Here is a 16,084-nt window from a genome sequence, read left to right as displayed (position 1 = left end):
ACTGGCGGTATTTAAAGTACGTGGTTCGGTTTTAACCTCCGCGAGGGCGAGACAAGGTTTATCCTGTCGTGCTCACGGAGGTTCTTTTATGCAGATTTATAAAGTTGGCGGTGCCGTTCGTGACCGTCTGCTGGGGCAACCCGTTACCGACATCGATTGGGTAGTGGTCGGTGCCACCGCCGACGAAATGCTGATCAAGGGCTATCGCCCTGTCGGCACTGACTTTCCGGTGTTTCTCCACCCGCTGACGGGCGAGGAATACGCGCTGGCTCGCACAGAGCGCAAGAGCGGCGTCGGCTACGGCGGGTTTGTTTTTCACGCCAGCCCTGACGTTACCCTCGAAGATGACCTCATTCGCCGCGACCTGACCATCAATGCGATGGCCGAGGATACGCAGGGCGTCGTGATTGATCCATACGGCGGCCTGAGAGATCTGGAATCGCGAATTCTGCGTCACGTTTCCCCCGCTTTCGCCGAAGATCCGCTCCGAGTCTTGCGTGTCGCACGCTTTGCGGCGCGTTACGCACCGCTGGGTTTCAGCATTGCACCCGAGACGTTGCAGCTGATGCGACAGCTTAGTGAATCAGGGGAACTCAAGGCACTGACGCCGGAGCGCAGCTGGAAGGAAATTTCCCGTGCGCTTATGGAAGAGCAGCCTCAGGTGTTCATTCGAGTCCTGCACGAATGCGGCGCGCTGAAGGAGCTGCTGCCGGAAGTCGACGCCTTGTTTGGCGTGCCCCAGCCGCCGGCGCATCATCCTGAAGTCGACACCGGCCTGCATGTACTCAGCGTGCTGGGTCAGTCAGCGCTGCACAAGCATCCGTTGAGCGTGCGCTGGGCCTGCCTGCTCCACGATCTGGGCAAGGGGCTGACCCCTGAATCCGAATGGCCACAACACATCGCTCATGAGCACACCGGCCTGCGCTCGATAAAAGCCGTCAACGAACGTTTCCGGGTGCCCAGGGAGTGTCAGGAGCTGGCGCTGCTGGTCGGCCAGTATCACACGCACGGGCACCGGGCTCTGGAATTGAAGCCTTCGACGCTGCTGGACCTGCTTCACAGCTTCGACGTGTACCGTCGGCCGCAGCGGTTTGAGGAGTTCATTGCCGCGTGCGAGATGGACGCCCGAGGGCGCGACGGTTTCGAGCAACGCAGCTACCCACAGGCCGAGTACCTGCGCGGCGCGGCGCAAGCCGCACGGGCGGTCTCGGTGCAACCGTTGCTGGAGAAAGGTTTACAAGGCCAGGATCTGGGCAACGCGCTGAAAAGCGAGCGACTGGACGCGCTCAAGATTTACAAGGCTGAGTACAACGCCTGAGACCGGCCTGTAAGTCAGACCCGTGGGAGCGCCACCCGCTTCGCTCCCACATGGGCCGGGCTTTACCGCGAAGCGAGCAACTCAGACGGCGTCAGTTGCACGCCCCGCCATTCGAAGCTCACCGGCCAGAGCTGTTGATCGATCTGCGCCTCGGCCCAGAGCCTGCCAAAGGGCACACCGACGCCAGGATGCAGGCGATCCGCCGCGATCAGCGACAGCGGCCACAGCACGAAAGCATTCTTCAGGATTTCGGCGCGGGGCAGGATCAGGCCGTCGAAATTACCCACCTGCTCGTCGTAGAGCAGTACATCGATATCCAGCGGCAGACCTTTGCGGTCCGGGGCGTAACGGCCGTTGTCGGCTTCGATGAATTTCAGGCGCCGATCCAGTTCCATCAACGGCAGGTCGGTCAGCGCCGAAACCACCAGATTGAAGAACGGGCCACTCTTGATGCCCACCGGATGACTCTCGAAAACCGGCGAGCAGCTCAGGTCGCTCAGAAAGGTATCCAAGGCATCGAGCCCCGCATGCAAGTGCTTCTCGCGCTCGATATTACTTCCGAGCCCCAGGAAGATCCGGGTCAGAGACATCCGCGCTCAATCTCCACACCCACGCCGGCAGCGGCTGGAACGGCACCGGGCTTGGTCACTTTCAGGCGCATCCAGGTGATCGCGAACTCGCTCATCAGGACTTCGGCAAGACGCTCGGCGAAGGTTTCCACCAACTGGAACTGCGCCTGTTCGGCGAAGGCCTGAATCCGTGTCGAAACGCTTGCGTAGTCGAGTGCCTTGCTCAGGTCATCACCCGCGGCGGCGGGCCGGTTGTCCCAGGCGAAACTCAGATCCAGACGCAGGCACTGGCGAATGCCGCGCTCCCAGTCGTAAGCGCCGATCACCGTATCGACCTCGAGTCCGTCGATGAAAACTCTGTCCAAGCCCTACTCTCCACTGCACGACAAGGGCGCGATGCGCCGTTAGAATCAGGGCATCCTCGCCCGGAATGGTTAGCATGTTTTGGTTACTGGCGGCTTTCGCCTACCTGCTTGGCTCACTTTCGTTCGCCATCCTGCTCAGCCGTCTGACCGGTAGCCCGGACCCGCGTGTCAGCGGATCGGGCAATGCCGGTGCCACCAACATGTTGCGCCTGGCCGGCAAGCGACTGGCTGTGCTGACCTTGCTCGGCGACCTTTGCAAAGGCCTGCTTCCCGTCCTGCTCGCCAACCTGTGCGGCCTCGACCCGATGCAACAGGCCTGGATCGGCGTCTGCGCGGTCCTGGGCCACATGTTTCCGCTGTACTTCCGTTTCAAGGGCGGCAAGGGCGTCGCGACAGCGGCCGGCATGCTTCTGGCCCTTTACCCGCCTGCTGCGGCGCTTGCGGTAATAACCTGGCTGCTGACGTTCTACCTGACCCGGACCAGCTCGCTCGCCGCCTTGATCGCCACGCCGCTGACCTTGCCCTTGTTAGCCTGGCAGGAACCTCGCGCCTTGCTGCCGATGACCGTTCTGACCTTGCTGATCGTCTGGCGCCACCGTGGCAATCTACGCGACCTGCTCGCCGGGCGCGAACGGCATTTCTGAAGACCTGACTGAAAACCGCTCAAGCCGCCCGACACCCCGAACCGCTCAGATCGCCGGCAGTTGCTCCATTGGCCAGCGCGCCTGGACGCTGATGCCCAGATCTTCTTTCTGCCCGGCCTGCAGACGCTGACAACCGGCAAAAGCGATCATCGCGCCGTTATCGGTGCAGAACTCCGGACGCGCGTAGTAGACGTTGCCGCGCAACTCGCCAAGCATGCTTTCCAGTGACAGGCGCAGTGCCTTGTTAGCGCTCACCCCGCCAGCGATGACCAGGCTCTTGAGGCCGGTCTGCTTCAGCGCGCGCTTGCATTTGATGGTCAGAGTGTCCACCACCGCCTGCTGGAAGGCCAGAGCGATGTCGCTACGGGTTTGCTCGCTGTCGTCCCCGGCGCTCTGGCACTGCTGCCAGGTGTTGAGGGCCGATGTCTTCAGGCCGCTGAAACTGAAATCCAGGCCGGGACGATCGGTCATGGGACGCGGAAATGAAAAACGCCCGGCCACTCCTTGCGTAGCCAGCCTGGAAATCTCCGGACCGCCAGGGTATTGCAGCCCCATCATTTTCGCGGTCTTGTCGAACGCTTCACCGGCGGCGTCATCCAGCGTCTCACCCAGCAGCTCGTAACGGCCGATGCCATCGACGCGAACCAGCTGCGTGTGGCCACCGGAAACCAGCAAAGCGACGAACGGGAACTGCGGCGGCTGTTCTTCCAGCATCGGCGCCAGCAGGTGGCCTTCCATGTGATGCACGCCCAGCGCCGGGATATCCCAGGCGAATGCCAGAGCCTGCGCACAGGATGCGCCGACCAGCAACGCGCCGACCAGGCCAGGCCCGGCTGTATAGGCGATGGCGTCGATGTCGGTGGCAACGCAGTCCGCTTCCGCCAGAGTCTGGCGAATCAAGGGCAGCATGCGCTTCACGTGATCGCGCGAGGCGAGCTCGGGGACCACGCCACCATAGACCCGGTGCAGGTCGATCTGGCTGAACAATGCATCAGCCAGCAGACCGCGTTCGCTGTCGTAGAGCGCGACGCCGGTTTCGTCGCAGGAAGTTTCTAATCCCAGTACTAACATGGGTTTGCGCCTTGTAGGGGGCAGATTTGAAGGCGCGCATGATAGTCGTCACCCAAGGCGCCGACCAGCGGTTTTCGATCAGAGGCTTTGCATTCCTCTCAATGAGGGGTTAACATCCGCAACCCTTAAAAACCGACGTACTTTTGTGCAGTGTTTGCATAGAGCGTCGACCCCGGTAATGAATGAAGGTAGCTCTGGATGCCAGCCGTCAAAGTTAAAGAGAACGAACCCTTCGACGTAGCTCTGCGTCGTTTCAAGCGCTCCTGCGAAAAAGCCGGTGTTCTGGCTGAAGTTCGTAGCCGCGAATTTTACGAGAAGCCGACTTCCGAGCGTAAGCGTAAGGCAGCTGCTGCTGTCAAGCGTCACGCCAAGAAAGTCCAGCGCGAACAGCGCCGCGCCGTTCGTCTGTACTAATACAGTCTGACGTCGCAAGCTTCTGCCTTGCCCGGCTCACAGCCGGGCTGTCGGCAGTTGCAGTTTCAGCATCACGCTTGATTGACTGATCCTGCCGGGTCGCAGACGCGACAATGGCCGAGTCCGTCAAAGCACGTCCAGCCTGTTTCCAGGCGATATCGGTCACGTCCGCCCGGACAAGCATGACGATCGATGTGCAAGACGAGTATGCCTTGATGACTTTCGCAAGAAACTCAGCCAAGGCAGCGTCTCCCGTGACACTTCTGGCGTGAATTCGCGAGACTCCGTGTCGCTTGTTTTTCTCGAAGCCATCGCCCGGTCGACGAACGTGTCCATATATCCATGTGTACGCTCGCCTGTCGCCACTTCATCTGAAAAAGACGGCTGACAGCCTGACGCGAGACTCGTAGAGTCACCACGATACTTTCGCGATACGCCTGATGACGAGAACGCCATGGCCGGGCTGATACCCCAGAGCTTCATTGACGACCTTTTGAACCGCACCGACATCGTCGATGTAGTCAGCTCGCGTGTGCAGCTGAAAAAAGCGGGCAAGAACTTCACCGCTTGCTGCCCGTTTCACAAAGAGAAAACGCCTTCGTTCAGCGTCAGCCCCGACAAGCAGTTCTACTACTGCTTCGGCTGCGGCGCAGGCGGCAACGCCCTTGGCTTCATCATGGACCACGACAACCTGGATTTTCCCCAGGCGGTCGAGGACCTTGCCAAGGCAGCGGGCATGGAAGTACCGCGCGAGCAAGGCGTCAAAGGCCAGAAGCCTCGGCAGCCTACTGACTCCCCGCTCTATCCGTTACTGACGGCGGCGGCCGAGTTCTATCGTCAGGCACTGAAAAGCCACCCGGCGCGCAAGGCTGCGGTGGACTATCTGAAGGGCCGAGGCCTGTCGGGTGAAATCGCTCGGGATTTCGGGCTTGGCTTTGCGCCGCCCGGCTGGGACAACCTGTACAAGCACCTGAGCAGCGACACGCTTCAACAGAAGGTCATGATCGACGCCGGCCTGCTGATCGAGAATGCCGAGACCGGCAAGCGCTACGACCGCTTCCGTGATCGTGTGATGTTCCCGATTCGCGATTCGCGCGGACGGGTCATCGCGTTCGGCGGCCGAGTGCTGGGCGACGACAAGCCCAAATACCTGAACTCCCCGGAAACTCCGGTTTTCCACAAGGGCCAGGAGCTTTACGGGCTGTTCGAGGCACGCAAGTACAATCGCAATCTCGACGAAATCATCGTCGTCGAAGGCTACATGGACGTCATCGCGCTGGCTCAGCAAGGTCTGCGCAATGCCGTGGCCACGTTGGGCACCGCAACCAGTGAAGAGCACCTGAAACGGCTGTTCCGAGTGGTCCCGAGCGTGCTGTTCTGTTTCGACGGCGACCAGGCAGGCCGCAACGCCGCATGGCGCGCGCTGGAAGCAACGCTGTCCAGCCTGCAGGACGGCAGACGTGCACGGTTTCTGTTTCTGCCCGAAGGCGAGGACCCGGATACCCTGGTGCGCTCCGAAGGCACGGATGCGTTCAAGGCGCGCATCAACCAGCACGCCCAGCCGCTGGCCGATTACTTCTTCGAGCAGTTGACCAAAGAGGCGGACCCGCGCTCGCTGGAAGGCAAGGCGCACCTGGCGACGCTGGCCGCTCCGCTGATCGACAAGGTGCCGGGCGCCAATCTGCGCACCCTGATGCGCCAGCGGCTGAGCGAGATCACCGGCCTGAGTGGTGACGCAGTCAACCAGCTGGTCCAGAGCGCACCCGCCGACGCACCACCCGGCTACGACCCGTATATCGATTACGATGCAGCCCCCGATTTTGCCGATTATCAACAGCACGGCGGCTACGAAGCGCAACAGGAATGGACGCCGAAGAAAACCGGCGGTCCGAATCAGAAGAAATGGGACAAGAAGCCCTGGGACAAAAAAGGCAAGCGCCAGGACTTCGAGCCTCGCGCGCCTCGCGTCCCGACAGCGGTCGAACCGCCGATGCAAGCGGCGCTACGGACGCTGCTGCATCACCCCGAGTTGGCCGAAAAGGTCGAGAATGCAAGCCATTTCGCCGCAGAAGACCATGCACAGGCACAATTGCTGGTCGCATTGATCGAGGCGAGGCAAAAGAATCCGAACCTTCGGTCGTTACAGTTGATAGCGCGTTGGCATGGCACCGAACAGGGCCGGTTGCTGCGCGCATTGGCAGAGAAGGAATGGTTGATCGAGGCCGACAACCTTGAACAACAGTTTTTCGACACTATAACTAGGTTATCGGCGAGCCAACGCGAGCGGAGCCTCGATCAATTGATCAGCAAGGAACGTCAAACCGGTTTGACGACAGAAGAAAAAGCTCTGTTGCTCAAGCTGCTAAATCGCGATGTTTCTGCACAAAACCCGACCTCAACTGGCGCGTGAGGTCCTAGCTCGGGTATAATCCTCGGCTTGTTTTTTGCCCGCCAAGACCTTCAGTGGATAGGGTGTTATGTCCGGAAAAGCGCAACAGCAGTCTCGTATCAAAGAGTTGATTACTCTGGGCCGTGAGCAGAAGTATCTGACTTACGCAGAGGTCAACGACCACCTGCCTGAGGATATTTCAGATCCGGAGCAGGTGGAAGACATTATCCGCATGATTAACGACATGGGGATCCCGGTACACGAGAGTGCTCCGGATGCAGACGCCCTGATGCTGGCCGATGCCGATACCGATGAGGCAGCCGCGGAAGAAGCGGCCGCAGCACTGGCAGCGGTTGAAACCGACATCGGACGCACCACCGATCCCGTTCGCATGTACATGCGGGAAATGGGTACCGTTGAGCTCCTGACCCGTGAAGGCGAGATCGAAATCGCCAAGCGTATCGAAGAAGGTATCCGTGAAGTGATGAGCGCTATCGCGCACTTCCCTGGCACGGTTGACCATATCCTCTCCGAATACACGCGGGTTACCAGCGAAGGTGGCCGCCTGTCCGACGTATTGAGCGGCTACATCGATCCGGATGACGGCATTGCGCCGCCTGCGGAAGTTCCTCCTCCTGTCGATCCGAAAACAGTCAAGGCTGACGACGCTGACGACGACGAGGAAGAATCGGCCGACGCCGACGATGAAGAAGAAACCGAAAGCGGTCCGGATCCGGTCATCGCTCAGCAGCGCTTCGGCGCAGTTGCCGAGCAGATGGAGATCACCCGCAAGGCGCTGAAGAAGTTTGGTCGAGACGACAAGCATGCCATTGCCGAGCTGGCTGCGCTGGCCGAGCTGTTCATGCCGATCAAGCTGGTGCCCAAGCAGTTCGAAGGCCTGGTAGAACGTGTACGCAGCGCCCTGGACCGCCTCCGCGCCCAGGAACGCGCCATCATGCAGCTTTGCGTGCGTGATGCTCGCATGCCACGTGCCGACTTCCTGCGCCAGTTCCCTGGTAACGAAGTCGACCAGAGCTGGACCGAATCGCTGGCCAAAGGCAAGAGCAAATACGCCGAAGCCATCGGTCGCCTGCAGCCTGACATCCAGCGTTGCCAGCAGAAGCTGACCGCGCTCGAAGAAGAAACCGGCCTGAAAATCGCCGAGATCAAGGACATCAACCGTCGCATGTCGATCGGTGAGGCCAAGGCCCGCCGCGCGAAGAAAGAGATGGTCGAAGCGAACTTGCGTCTGGTGATCTCCATTGCCAAGAAGTACACCAACCGCGGCCTGCAATTCCTCGACCTGATCCAGGAAGGCAACATCGGCCTGATGAAAGCGGTGGACAAGTTCGAATACCGTCGCGGCTACAAGTTCTCGACTTATGCCACCTGGTGGATCCGTCAGGCGATCACTCGCTCGATTGCCGACCAGGCACGCACCATCCGTATTCCGGTGCACATGATCGAGACGATCAACAAGCTGAATCGTATTTCCCGGCAAATGCTGCAGGAAATGGGTCGCGAGCCTACTCCGGAAGAGTTGGGCGAGCGCATGGAAATGCCTGAGGACAAGATCCGCAAGGTACTCAAGATCGCCAAAGAGCCGATCTCCATGGAAACCCCGATCGGTGATGACGAAGACTCGCATCTGGGTGACTTCATCGAAGACTCGACCATGCAGTCGCCAATCGATGTCGCCACGGTTGAAAGTCTGAAGGAAGCGACGCGCGAAGTGCTGTCGGGCCTTACCGCTCGGGAAGCCAAGGTTCTGCGCATGCGTTTCGGTATCGACATGAACACCGACCACACTCTGGAAGAGGTCGGCAAGCAGTTCGACGTTACCCGCGAGCGGATCCGTCAGATCGAAGCCAAGGCGCTACGCAAGTTGCGCCACCCGACAAGAAGCGAGCACCTGCGCTCGTTCCTTGACGAGTAATCGAGCAAGCAACTCCAGAACCCCCGGCTTTCCGGGGGTTTTGCTTTTCTGGCGAATGCTGCGCCAGAGCGCCCCGCCCGTCCTGGGCAAAAAATTTCCTACGCCAACGCTAAATTGACCTCTGAAATGCTGTGGCGGGTCTATATTGGACGAGTCGCCCGCAACCCTGGAGATCGCTCCATGCCGCGCGCCATCGACCGTACGGCATCGGGTGCCATTCGACCTGGCTCATCGAATCCACCCCCCTGTCAGTCGTCGCTGGAACGGCAAAGCCTCGCAAATTGACCTACAACTATGTGTCATTCCTGAAAGAAACCCTGCCTGAGCAGTTGCGCAATAACGTGCATTCAGCAGATGTGAAGACGTCTCGAAAAAAACAGTCAATGCGGTGAAGTCCAGACCTCGACTTGGCCCCCCTCGGGTATTGAGTCCATGTCACGACCCCGCAAGATCACAGCCTGACAGAGCACGGACGTGAGCCACTTATGCGTGGATTAATGATCGATATCAGTGACAGCAAACAGGCTGAAGAAGCATTGCGTCTTTCCGAGGGGAAATTTGCATCGGTGTTCGCCCAGTGCCCGGACATCATGATGATCGCCCGCCTGTCGGACGGCAGCATTCTGGACACCAACAAAGCCTTCGTGGAACAGACCGGGCTGACTGCAGAGGAAGTGGTCGGCAAGACGCCTGCCCAGATCAACCTCTGGGCAGTACCCGGGGTTGGACCCGCGCTGATCGAGCGACTGCAAAAGGGCAATATCCGCAATCTGGAAATGCCGCTGCGGCGCAAGGACGGTCGAACATTTTCCGGGCTTATCTCCGCCGAGCCCTTCGACCTGAGTTCCATTCCAGCCGTGCTGGTGGTCATCCGGGACATCACCCCGCTCAAGCAGGCGCAGCAACAGCTGCAGCTCTCTGAAGAGAAGTTCGCCAAAGCGTTCCACGCTTCGCCCGATGGCATGGCGATTACCCGTGAGCATGACGGCATGGTCGTGGAGGTCAACGAGGGGTTCAGCCGCCTGACCGGCTACAGCGAGCGGCAGTGCCTGGACCGCTCGACATTCGACCTGGACCTATGGGCCAACCCGACAGAAAGACTGCATCTACGTGAGCAATTGAAGCGACACGGCTTCGTTCGTGATTTCCGGGTACAGATCCGCGGCGCCGACGGGCGCTTGCGGATATGCGAGCTGTCGGCGCACCCGGTGCTGATCGGGGGCGAGGACTGCATTCTGACCATCACCCGCGACATCACTGAACGTCAGCAGATGCAGGAAAAGCTGCATCTGGCGGCGACGGTTTTCGAAAGCACAGCCGAGGGTGTCCTGATTACCGACACCTCGCAGCGCATCAACGCCGTCAATCGGGCGTTCAGCGAGATCACCGGCTACAGCGAACAGGAAGCGATCGGCCACACCCCTCGCCTCCTCGCTTCGGGCCAGCACGACAGCGCGTTCTACGCGGCCATGTGGTACCAGCTGACGGCCGAGGGCCATTGGCAGGGCGAGATTTGCAATCGCCGCAAGAACGGTGAGCTGTACCCCAGCTGGCTTACGATCAGCGCTGTGCGCAGCAAGGACCAGACCATCACGCACTTCGTCGCCGTGTTCGCCGACATATCCAGCCTCAAGCACGCTCAGGCGCGCCTTGACTATCAGGCCCATCACGACCCGCTGACCGGGCTGCCGAACCGCACCCTGTTCGAGAACCGCCTGCAGACGGCGCTGTTGCACAGTGAAGAGTCGGGCAGCCTCGGCGCGGTGTTGTTTCTGGATCTGGACCGTTTCAAGCACATCAACGACAGCCTCGGCCATCCGGTCGGCGATCTGCTGCTCAAGGGCATCGCGCTACGCCTCAAAGAGAACCTGCGCGACATCGATACGGTGGCGCGACTCGGCGGCGACGAATTCATCGTGCTGCTTCCGGGGCTTCTTCAGCCAAGCGACGCCGAAACCATCGCCAACAAGCTGCTCGCATGTTTCAGCGCACCCTTCCAGGCCGGCGAGCACGAGTTCTTCATGAGCGCGAGCATCGGCAGCAGCCTTTTCCCCACGGATGGCACCGACGTCGCCACACTGGTCAAGAACGCCGACGCCGCGATGTATCGCTCCAAGGCCAAGGGCCGCAACCGGATCGAAAGCTACACCCGCGACCTTACCTCGCAGGCGAGCGAGCGGATCGCCCTTGAGCAGGAGCTCCGGAGAGCGCTGGAGCGCAACGAGCTGAGCCTGTCCTACCAGCCGAAGATAAGCCTGCTGACCAACCAACTGGTGGGCGCTGAAGCGTTGATACGCTGGAGCCACCCGATCTTTGGTGAAGTCCCGCCTGAGCACTTCATCCCGCTGGCGGAAGAGAACGGCATGATCCTGCAGATCGGAGACTGGGTGCTGGAAAGCGCTTGCCGCCAGATGTTCGAATGGCGCAAGACCTACCAACCGTTCGGGGCGGTTTCGGTGAACCTTGCCGGCGCCCAGCTGCGCCAGCCCAACTTGGTCCGACGCATCGAGCAGTTGCTGGACGACAACGGCCTGGAGCCCGGGTGCCTGCAGCTGGAGATCACCGAAAATTTCATCATGAGCCAGACCGGAGAAGCGCTGTCCGTGCTGCATAAGCTGAAGAAACTCGGCGTTCAGCTGGCAATAGACGACTTCGGCACCGGGTACTCATCGCTGAGCTACCTCAAGCGCCTGCCGCTGGACATCCTCAAGATCGACCAGTCCTTCGTCCGCGGCCTGCCAGAGGACACCCACGACGCCGCCATCGTCCGCGCCATCATCGCACTCGGACGCAGCATGCAATTGACCGTGATCGCCGAAGGCGTCGAGAACGCCGAACAACAGAAATTCCTGGCTGCCGAAGGCTGCGAACAGATCCAGGGCTACATCGTCAGCCTGCCCCTGCACCCGGACACCTTCTGCGCCAATTTTCTTCCGACGAACCTTTCCGACTTTTCGGATAGCACAGCCGCGAAACCGTCGTTATAATCCGCGGCCTACTGAGGGCCTATAGCTCAGTTGGTTAGAGCAGAGGACTCATAATCCTTTGGTCCACGGTTCGAGTCCGTGTGGGCCCACCAACTCCAAAGCCGCGCATTGCGCGGCTTTTGTGTTTCTGGGGTAAACACGTCAGATACAGTCCTATGGTCCAAAGGTGCAAAATCGGTACAGTGCTGGTGCGCCAGTACACTCGTGGAGTCCTCTCAGATGGCGACACTAGTTAAGGCCCCTTCCGGCAGCTGGAAGGCTTTGATCCGTAAACCGGCTGGCCAACAGTAGCCAAAGCCTTTCGTACCAAACGCGACGCCGAGGATTGGTCACAGCGCACCGAGGATGAAATGGTGCGAGGTGTATATCCAGCGCAGCGGATCCGAGCGACTGAGACTCGAAAATGCCCTGCAGCGATACCTGCGCGAGGTCAGCCCCGCCAAGAATCCCACCACGCAGGCAGACGAGGCCACCAAAGCTGAGCAATTGATCCGGCACCCTGCGAAAATATTCCCTTGCCGCTTTGTCATCGAGGTGATTGTGAACTATGGCGATACTCATCTCGGTTCGCTGACCAACGGCGGCAACCCAGGAGCAACAACACCGTTCGGCTGGAGCCGGCTTTGGTGAGTCACCTGTTCAAGCTTCATAACGTGGAATGAAGAATCCATATTTCGGATTATGTGGAGAGTCGCCCCGTCATCTGGTCGATTGGCTTAGGTCAAACTGTCTGTGCAGAGAGCATGCGTTTAGTAAGACTGCGCCGATTGACCTCAATCTCGCTGACAACGTCGGGCCCTCGATAGACCATGGAGGTCTCGTGACGCGCATACTCTTCTTTGCGACTAGCTGAGAACCAGTTAAACGAGCCGATGCAAAGCAGATTATCGTCGGCCATCACGATTTTGCTGTGAACTTTGTGCATCAAATGCGCGTCGATACGTTGTTCTCTGAGCGCATCAATTGCCTGCTTGAAATAAGTCCGCCTTGTAGTAGCCTCGGAGGCGTTATTCTGATTTTTAATATTAAATTCAAAGTCCGTATATATAGAGACTCGGACGCCTCGTTTTACTGCTTCAAGCATAGCCTCCCAAGCACGAATTTCTTTAATGCGGTCTAGTAGAAGCCACGGTGTGACAATGTGCACTTCTCGCAATGCGCTGTTCAGCGTTTGCAACAGAAACCTATCGTGTTCAGCAGCTTCATGCAGGTGCTCCAGCCTGGTCAAGGTAGTGTGTAAATCAGTGCGAGGCTGATAGTCAAAATGAAGCTCGCTGGCAGAATCGCGCAGCAGATAATCGACCAGCAACCCGCGTGGTTTTGTAGGAACCACAGCACCGAAAACATCTATATCGCCAAATACCAGAAAGCTATCTTTGGCTCGCGACACTGCTACATTCAGCATGCTCTCGCGCTGGTCTATGAAGCCACCGTCGGCATGCTTGGAGTACACGGCAGAAAATACTACAACAGGGCGTTCTGCGCCCTGGAATGAGTGCACGGTGCCAACCGTTAGCTCCCCATTCCCCTTGCCTGTTTTTATGCCCCGACTACTACAAGCGTCGGCAATCACTTGAGTCTGCGCACCGAAGGGAGTAATGACCCCCACAATCTCAGAGATATCTTTCTTGTACTGGGTTTCAAGTTGAGCACGGTTAGCTCCGAGCCAAGCGGCAATAGTTTCGGCCTCCAGTCGGTTAATCCGACTGCGACCGCCACTCTGCTGACAAAGACCATCGACATGCAGATACCCAAGCCCTGGGAGCCCTACCGCCGGCTTAACGCCGCGCTTAGGCTGTAATTTACCGTTGTAACAGAGTCTGTTGCAGTAATCGATGATGGAGTCATAACACCGACGATGTTCATAGAGAAACATGCCTCGCTCCATGTCTGCATCATAGTGATACCGACTAGCGGCTTGAGCAATTTGCATCACGCTGCCCGAAGCAGAGCTTTTACCAGTGGAGCAAAGCACATCATAAGAGTGAGCAATATCATTACGGGGAAGCAACTCGGCGCTAACGAGATTACCAATGTCGACCGACGCAGGGACAGACCAGATAGGCTCTATCTGTAGCGTGTCGCCAATAACCAAAGATTGCTTACCGAGCGCAAATGACGCCCCTGCGACCTCAGGCAATACCTGGCCAGCCTCGTCAACAATCAGCAGATCGATAAGATTGTACATATAGTCCAGTACCAGACCATTTCCATCATGCCTGCTACCTTTCATTTCCTTGGGCAGCATGAAGAAGGTCGATACGATGCAAGGAGTCAGCTTCATCCAACGACGCCAGCGCTTTTCGAGCGTCTTACGGCCGTTTTTCTTTCCTGACTTAAGAATTTCCTCCAGCGACTCCTCGACCTCCAGCAGCCAGCGTCCTTCCCAGTAATGCGTAGTCAGTAAGAAAATCGGAAAGCGTATCTGTGTATCAGCCAGCGCATCGCAATCCTCAATGCGGATATTTTTCTCGTCTAACCCAAGGGGCAGCCTCAACGCTGCCAGCGCAGAGCCCCAATTTGATACACAGCGCTGTTCATCGGCTATGACCTGTTCACCTTTTAGTAGGAGTGCTTGCGAAGCCGCCAAGAGAGCAGCAGCTTTGGAACTCCACCCTACCAACCCATTCTCTATGTCACGGACACTGCTCCAAGAGTCCAACGCCTCCAAGTCATCGTGAAACGTCTGTAAGGAACCACTTTCGCCCGACGGCAGATTTGACTTGATGTACAGCTTGGCTAATCGCAATCGCTTGTCGGCCACAGGAGGCAGCCAACTGAATAATGCAAACAAAACCGACTCATTAGCCAAGTACTGCTCGAAGCCTAGAGATATGCCTCTGATGCCAGCGAGATAAGTGGCTTGACGTGACACCAGATGTCGGCGCTTCTCAAGGAGCGCATGTGGGTCGTTGCCCAGCTCAACACGCACAGCTTCACGGGCCTTGGTCAGAACCTGCCAGGCTGCCTCAATATTTCCAAGTGTCCTGGCTCGAGCCTGGATCTCTTGCTGCAGTCGATCTACCGCTACTTGAATAGTCAGTTGATTTTCAGTCGGAAAAGCGTCTGTAGCTTTGCCAAGGTAGGTACTTTTCGCTTTTGCCAGATAGTCAGCGGACTCAACTGCCTCAATAAAACTGCGCGTCTGATACTTCTCAGCCATCTCTGCCTCTTTAGACGAAGAGGGAAAATAAGCGCCGAAGCTTTTGATGTCTGGTAGCCAGCGTCCCGAAAATGGCCCATTACCGGTCGAAAAATCTTTACCAAAGGCGTCAATGATGTTGGTTACCGCCTGATTGTTAGTGGAGCTAGCAACAATTACCGGCGGCTCGGCACCTGCCAATGCGGCTTTAGCCCACAGTGAAGCGACCACAGACAGCAGCAGGGTCGTCTTGCCGGTGCCAGGTGGTCCATTTACCCCTAGGATATCGCCGTCATCTGCAACCAAAAGATGAGTCAGCGCATCGCGCTGAGCGACAGCCAATGAGTGAGTGTCGCTAGCGTGCCCCAGGCGGGCAGCAAAACCGGCGGTTGTCGGCAGACATGGTTCAAGGGCGCGCGGAGTCTGCTCGGCATAACGCTCAAAGAGCGGCACTGACGGATCAACCGTCCGCAGGTGATCGTATAGCCGAACAATATGCTGGCTAGCACCGTCGATCTTCTGCTCCTTGAAGAGGTACCACTCGTTCCCCAGCAGGAATCGATCCTCCGTGCCGGGCCACCCTTGCCCGACCTGAGCTAGAAACCGATCGCAGAACTGCAGATATTTACTCCAGTGCTCGGCATACCAGTGATCATCTGGCTTGCCGCCATCTGCAGGCGGATCAAAGTGCTGAACCGGATTTTCGGTCAAAAAAATGTCTACGTTCTCGACAGTCCCTAACGCAAAAGAACCGGCCTCGAGCGGTTCCAAAATATCTCGTGGAATGACAGTGCTTGTTGTCGGAAAAAGCTGACCGTCACGACTCACCAAGGCACGACTCACGATGGGGGTAACAACAGCCGGGCGGCTATCGCCGCTTGCTACACCGTGCTCTAGCTGGGCCCGGTAGACCATTGGTCTAACCGTCACCTCGACCGTATTCGTTTGCTCTGACTCGCCGGCAAAAAGCGCTTCGACGACTTCATCTCCTACCGTTCCTGAGTGCAGGATGCTAACAGGGAGACGGATAAATTCTTTAAGGTCAGTTACGCGCAGGCCACCTTGACCTCGTTCGGCATCCGCCAGGGAGTTGCGCCAGTATTGTGCAAATTTAAGAGCGTTATCGTTCATCGTCCTGATTCTTTAATCCGCGCAGCAATACCGCCACACGTGCAAATAGAAGCCTGCCGGCCATTGCCGTCCCAGACAGTTTGAGGCAGAGATCACCTTAATGTAGGCGATCTTACGT

At 58.2% G+C, this 16,084-nt stretch carries 10 protein-coding genes, 1 tRNA gene and 1 pseudogene; 8 read left to right on the top strand and 4 right to left on the bottom strand.

Translation table 11 applies throughout. The features are described from left to right. The first annotated feature begins 88 nt into the window (after positions 1 to 88). Positions 89 to 1,318, top strand: coding sequence for a multifunctional CCA addition/repair protein (locus J3P77_RS02245; RefSeq protein WP_434679333.1), 1,230 nt, complete (start codon positions 89 to 91; stop codon positions 1,316 to 1,318). A 62-nt stretch (positions 1,319 to 1,380) separates the two neighbouring features. On the opposite strand, the gene folK is transcribed toward J3P77_RS02245, so the two are convergent. Then, positions 1,381 to 1,908 (bottom strand): 2-amino-4-hydroxy-6-hydroxymethyldihydropteridine diphosphokinase, encoded by a 528-nt coding sequence (folK, locus tag J3P77_RS02240; RefSeq protein WP_434679331.1) that lies wholly within the window; start codon positions 1,906 to 1,908, stop codon positions 1,381 to 1,383. Beyond that, positions 1,899 to 2,252, bottom strand: coding sequence for a dihydroneopterin aldolase (gene folB / locus J3P77_RS02235; RefSeq protein ID WP_434679330.1), 354 nt, complete (start codon positions 2,250 to 2,252; stop codon positions 1,899 to 1,901). The genes folK and folB overlap by 10 nt, the downstream gene beginning before the upstream one ends. Before the next feature lie 74 nt (positions 2,253 to 2,326). Here folB and plsY point away from each other — a divergent pair, with 74 nt between their 5' ends. Beyond that, the gene (gene plsY, locus J3P77_RS02230; protein WP_434679328.1) at positions 2,327 to 2,896 is read left to right on the top strand and encodes a glycerol-3-phosphate 1-O-acyltransferase PlsY; all 570 of its coding nucleotides are present in this window, start codon (positions 2,327 to 2,329) and stop codon (positions 2,894 to 2,896) included. Between the two features lie 45 nt (positions 2,897 to 2,941). On the opposite strand, the gene tsaD is transcribed toward plsY, so the two are convergent. Further along, positions 2,942 to 3,967, bottom strand: a complete 1,026-nt coding sequence (gene tsaD, locus J3P77_RS02225) for a tRNA (adenosine(37)-N6)-threonylcarbamoyltransferase complex transferase subunit TsaD (RefSeq protein WP_434679326.1) — start codon at positions 3,965 to 3,967, stop codon at positions 2,942 to 2,944. Between the two features lie 198 nt (positions 3,968 to 4,165). On the opposite strand from tsaD, the gene rpsU reads away from it, so the two are divergent. From rpsU to J3P77_RS02195, 6 genes and pseudogenes are all read left to right on the top strand, one after another. Continuing rightward, positions 4,166 to 4,381, top strand: a complete 216-nt coding sequence (gene rpsU / locus J3P77_RS02220) for a 30S ribosomal protein S21 (protein WP_002551877.1) — start codon at positions 4,166 to 4,168, stop codon at positions 4,379 to 4,381. A 454-nt stretch (positions 4,382 to 4,835) separates the two neighbouring features. After that, complete coding sequence (gene dnaG / locus J3P77_RS02215) at positions 4,836 to 6,791, top strand: DNA primase (RefSeq protein ID WP_434679324.1); 1,956 nt, start codon at positions 4,836 to 4,838, stop codon at positions 6,789 to 6,791. 67 nt (positions 6,792 to 6,858) lie between these two features. Next, entirely contained in the window at positions 6,859 to 8,706 is a 1,848-nt protein-coding gene (rpoD, locus tag J3P77_RS02210; protein WP_434679322.1) for an RNA polymerase sigma factor RpoD, read from the top strand. 497 nt (positions 8,707 to 9,203) lie between these two features. Further along, the gene (locus J3P77_RS02205) at positions 9,204 to 11,693 is read left to right on the top strand and encodes an EAL domain-containing protein (protein ID WP_434679321.1); all 2,490 of its coding nucleotides are present in this window, start codon (positions 9,204 to 9,206) and stop codon (positions 11,691 to 11,693) included. A 15-nt stretch (positions 11,694 to 11,708) separates the two neighbouring features. Further along, positions 11,709 to 11,785 (top strand) — tRNA-Ile (locus J3P77_RS02200). Positions 11,786 to 11,912: 127 nt separating this feature from the next. Then, positions 11,913 to 12,195: pseudogene (locus tag J3P77_RS02195) on the top strand (site-specific integrase); the annotation flags it as partial. A 219-nt stretch (positions 12,196 to 12,414) separates the two neighbouring features. Here J3P77_RS02195 and J3P77_RS02190 read toward each other — a convergent pair. Further along, a complete protein-coding gene (locus J3P77_RS02190; protein ID WP_434679320.1) occupies positions 12,415 to 15,966 on the bottom strand; it encodes an AAA domain-containing protein in 3,552 nt (1,183 codons plus the stop codon). Between the last annotated feature and the right edge of the window lie 118 nt (positions 15,967 to 16,084).

The organism is Pseudomonas sp. R1-18 (genome assembly GCF_051132095.1).
GTDB lineage: Bacteria > Pseudomonadota > Gammaproteobacteria > Pseudomonadales > Pseudomonadaceae > Aquipseudomonas.
This window is presented reverse-complemented; position numbering and strand designations above follow the sequence as displayed.